This is a genomic window from Streptomyces sp. UH6, from assembly GCF_013421635.1.
GTDB lineage: Bacteria > Actinomycetota > Actinomycetes > Streptomycetales > Streptomycetaceae > Streptomyces > Streptomyces abyssomicinicus.
This window is the reverse complement of the sequence record NZ_JACADT010000499.1, coordinates 1-4130: the sequence shown is the minus strand read 5'-3', so window position 1 is coordinate 4130 and position 4130 is coordinate 1. Positions and strand designations below refer to the sequence as shown.

Below are 4130 nucleotides of genomic sequence, written 5' to 3'. Positions count from 1 at the left end.
GGATCCGGCCGCGGGCCGGCACCTCCATGGCGTGCGCCTGGGCCCACGCCCGCACGGCCGCCGGGTCGGGCGCGACCTCGGTCTGCCGGTAGACCTTTCCGGACCGGGCCCGCTTGCGGCCTGCTTCCACGTACGGGGCGAGCGCGGCGCGCAGTTTCCCGGCATTCGTTTCGTTCAGGTCGATCTCGTACGTCCGGCCGTCGAGGCCGAAAGCGACCGTTTCCGCCGCCTCCGAGCCGTCGATGTCGTCGGAGAGGGTGACCACGACACGCTGAGCCACGAGATTCGGTCCTTTCCTGCGGGATCCCGTCGGTTTCCCGGGCGCCGCGGAAACGGCGTGACGTGCTCGAACGTCGTCCGGGAAAGCGGCGCGATCACCGGGCTGTCCGGTCGGTACCGGCCGAGGCGTCAACGGCCGGTAATTCCTTTGTACAGTGCTGTTCGTCGAAATGGGAAGTGCGGGTAAATCATTTCACGCACTCGGGCCCGATATCCAGGAGATTCCCCCCGGAGTTTTTCCGGCGGTTCGGTGATCATCCGCGACAATCCTGGAGCGATCAAGAAGCAGGTGATCCACGACACGTGCTTTCCTCCTAATCTACCCGCGTAGAAATTCTGTCCGGGTAGTCTGAAGGAACCTGCTCAGCACCACACATCGGGAGTGCCAGTGGCACGCGTCGTAGTCGACGTCATGCTCAAGCCGGAGATCCTCGACCCCCAGGGCCAGGCGGTCCAGCGCGCGCTGCCGCGCCTCGGTTTCGAGGGCATCTCCGACGTCCGTCAGGGAAAGCGTTTCGAGCTCGAGGTCGACGGTCCCGTCGACGATGCGGCGCTCGCCCGTATCCACGAGCTCGCCGAGACCTTCCTCGCCAACACCGTGATCGAGGACTTCACCGTCAAGGTGGAGGAAGTCGCGGAGGCCGCGAAGTGACCACCCGTATCGGCGTCGTCACTTTTCCGGGAAGCCTCGACGACCGTGACGCGCAGCGCGCGATCCGGATCGCGGGGGCCGAGCCGGTCGCCCTCTGGCACAAGGACAAGGACCTCAAGCAGGTCGACGCGGTCGTCCTGCCCGGCGGCTTCTCCTACGGCGACTACCTGCGGGCCGGTGCCATCTCCCGCTTCTCGCCGGTGATGGAGACGCTCATCGACCAGGCGAAGGCCGGCCTCCCGGTCCTCGGCATCTGCAACGGATTCCAGATCCTCGCCGAGACGCACCTGCTCCCCGGCGCCATGTTGCGCAACAACCACCTGCACTTCATCTGCCGTGAGCAGAAGCTGCGGGTGGAGAACGCCGGCACCGCCTGGACCTCGGACTACGAGGCGGGCCAGGAGATCCTGATCCCGCTGAAGAACGCCGACGGCCGCTACACCGCGGACGAGTACACGCTCGACAAGCTGGAGGCCGAGGGCCGGGTCGCGTTCCGCTACCTGACCGACGGCCCCGAGGCGGACGGCTACGGCAACCCCAACGGCTCGCTGCGGAACATCGCCGGCATCACCAACGAGGCGGGCAACGTCGTCGGTCTGATGCCGCACCCGGAGCACGCCGTCGAGTCCCTCACCGGTGGCGGCACCGACGGTCTGCCGTTCTTCACCTCGATCATCAAGAAGCTGGTCAGCGCATGAGCCGCACCCCTCTGGACACGGTCGAGCACGCGGCCGGGACCCCCGACGTGGAGCAGCCCTGGGCCGAGCTCGGCCTGAGCAAGGACGAGTACGAGCGGATCCGCGAGATCCTCGGCCGCCGCCCGACCGGCGCCGAGCTCGCCATGTACTCGGTGATGTGGTCCGAGCACTGCTCCTACAAGTCCTCCAAGGTCCACCTGCGCCAGTTCGGCGAGAAGGCCCCGCAGTCCGAGGCGATGCTGGTCGGCATCGGCGAGAACGCCGGCGTCGTCGACGTCGGCCAGGGCTACGCGGTCACCTTCAAGGTGGAGTCGCACAACCATCCGTCGTACGTGGAGCCCTACCAGGGCGCCGCGACCGGCGTCGGCGGCATCGTGCGCGACATCATCGCGATGGGCGCCCGCCCGGTCGCCGTGGTCGACCCGCTGCGCTTCGGCGCGGCCGACCACCCCGACACCCGGCGCGTGCTGCCCGGCGTGGTCGCGGGCATCAGCGGCTACGGCAACTGCCTGGGCCTGCCCAACATCGGCGGCGAGGTCGTCTTCGACGCCTGCTACCAGGGCAACCCGCTGGTCAACGCCGGTGCCATCGGCGTGATGCGCCACGAGGACATCCACCTGGCCAAGGCGTCCGGCGCCGGCAACAAGGTCATCCTCTACGGCGCCCGCACCGGCGGCGACGGCATCGGCGGCGCGTCGATCCTCGCCTCCGAGACCTTCGACGACGCCAAGCCGTCGAAGCGCCCCGCGGTGCAGGTCGGCGACCCGTTCCAGGAGAAGCTCCTCATCGAGTGCACCCTGGAGGCGTTCCAGGAGAAGCTCGTCGTCGGCATCCAGGACCTCGGCGCGGCCGGTCTGTCCTGCGCCACCTCCGAGCTGGCCTCCAACGGCTCCGGCGGCATGCGCGTCGAGCTCGACGACGTGCCGCTGCGCGACTCCACGCTCTCGCCCGAGGAGATCCTCATGAGCGAGTCGCAGGAGCGCATGTGCGCCGTGGTCGAGCCGTCGAAGGTCGACCGCTTCCTGGAGATCTGCGAGAAGTGGGACGTCATCGCCACCGTCATCGGTGAGGTGACCGACGGCGACCGCCTGGAGATCTACTGGCACGGCGGCAAGATCGTCGACGTCGACCCGCGGACCGTGGCCCACGAGGGCCCCGTCTACGACCGCCCGTACGCGCGCCCCGACTGGCAGGACGCGCTGCAGGCCGACGACGCGGCCAAGCTGCCCCGCCCGGAGAACGCCGACGAGCTGCGGGCCCAGGTCCTGAAGCTGGTCGGGTCCCCGAACCAGGCCTCCAAGTCCTGGATCACCTCGCAGTACGACCACCTCGTGCAGGGCAACACGGTCCTCGCCCGCACCGAGGGCGACTCCGGCATGATCCGGGTCGACGAGGAGACCGGCCTCGGCGTCGCCATCGCCACGGACGGCAACGGCCGCTACGCGAAGCTCGACCCGTACACGGGTGCCCAGCTCGCGCTGGCCGAGGCCTACCGCAACGTGGCCGCCACCGGCGCCAAGCCGCTGGCCGTCTCGGACTGCCTCAACTTCGGTTCGCCCGAGGACCCGGCGGTGATGTGGCAGTTCGTGGAGGCCGTGCGCGGCCTGGCGGACGGCTGCCTCCAGCTGGGCACGCCGGTCACCGGCGGCAACGTCTCGCTCTACAACCAGACGGGCACCGCCGCGATCCACCCGACGCCGGTCGTCGCCGTGCTCGGCGTGATCGACGACGTGGCCCGCCGCACCCCGGTCGCCTTCCGCGAGGAGGGTCAGCTGATCTATCTGCTCGGCGACACGGAGCAGGAGTTCGGCGGCTCGGCCTGGTCCCAGGTCGTCCACGACCACCTCGGCGGCCTGCCGCCCAAGGTGGACCTGGAGCGGGAGCGGCTGCTCGGCGAGATCCTGATCTCCGCCTCGCGGGACGGGATGATCGACGCCGCACACGACCTGTCCGACGGCGGTCTGATCCAGGCCGTGGTCGAGTCCTCCCTCGAGGGCGGGGTCGGCGCGCGGCTGGTCGTCCCGGACGGGCTGGACGCGTTCACCTTCCTGTTCTCCGAGTCCGCGGGCCGGGCCGTCGTGTCCGTGCCGCGTTCGGAGGAGCTGCGCTTCACCGACATGTGCGGGGCGCGGGGGCTGCCGGCCACGCGCATCGGCGTGGTCGACGGTGACGCCGTCGAGCTCCAGGGCGAGTTCACGCTGCCGCTCGCGGAACTCCGCGACGCGCACGAAGGCGTGATCGAGGGTCTGCTGGCCTGATCCGGCAGGGTCGGCCCCGCACCACCGAGGCACCCGGTACCGCGTCACGCGGCGCCGGGTGCCGTCGCGTTCGCCCCCGCGCCTGTCGTGGGCCGGCGCCTCGCCGGACCCCGGGCGTCCCCGGCTGTGACGCCCGGCGGGCATCCCCGACGGCGAGGCCCGCCGGGCGTCACCGGCGGCGGGCGACGGAGGGAGGGCTGCCGGATCGACGCGGAGGGGTGGCGGGAGCGGTCCAGGCGCTAC

Annotated in this window: 4 protein-coding genes; 3 read left to right on the top strand and 1 reads right to left on the bottom strand. The window is 70.4% G+C overall.

The genetic code is table 11. From position 1 onward, the window contains the following. Window positions 1-280, bottom strand: a 280-nt coding sequence (locus HW445_RS20775) for an Lsr2 family protein (RefSeq protein WP_180222492.1), incomplete at its 3' end; no start/stop codon positions are given. 387 nt (window positions 281-667) lie between these two features. Between HW445_RS20775 and purS the strand changes: the two genes are divergently transcribed. The 3 genes from purS to purL are packed head-to-tail and all read left to right on the top strand — an operon-like array spanning window position 668 to window position 3887. Further along, window positions 668-931 carry a phosphoribosylformylglycinamidine synthase subunit PurS gene (gene purS / locus HW445_RS20770; RefSeq protein ID WP_151773722.1) on the top strand — a complete coding sequence of 88 codons (264 nt, stop codon included), beginning with the start codon at window positions 668-670 and terminating at the stop codon, window positions 929-931. Further along, the gene (purQ, locus tag HW445_RS20765; protein WP_180222491.1) at window positions 928-1629 is read left to right on the top strand and encodes a phosphoribosylformylglycinamidine synthase subunit PurQ; all 702 of its coding nucleotides are present in this window, start codon (window positions 928-930) and stop codon (window positions 1627-1629) included. The genes purS and purQ overlap by 4 nt, the downstream gene beginning before the upstream one ends. After that, a complete protein-coding gene (purL, locus tag HW445_RS20760; RefSeq protein WP_180222490.1) occupies window positions 1626-3887 on the top strand; it encodes a phosphoribosylformylglycinamidine synthase subunit PurL in 2262 nt (753 codons plus the stop codon). Before purQ ends, purL begins: the two co-directional genes overlap by 4 nt. Window positions 3888-4130: the final 243 nt, after the last annotated feature.

What these genes read in the sequence shown, in the direction of transcription:
- purL (WP_180222490.1), top strand. Translation starts at nt 1,626, where the DNA reads ATGAGCCGCACCCCTCTGGACACGGTCGAGCACGCGGCCGGGACCCCC.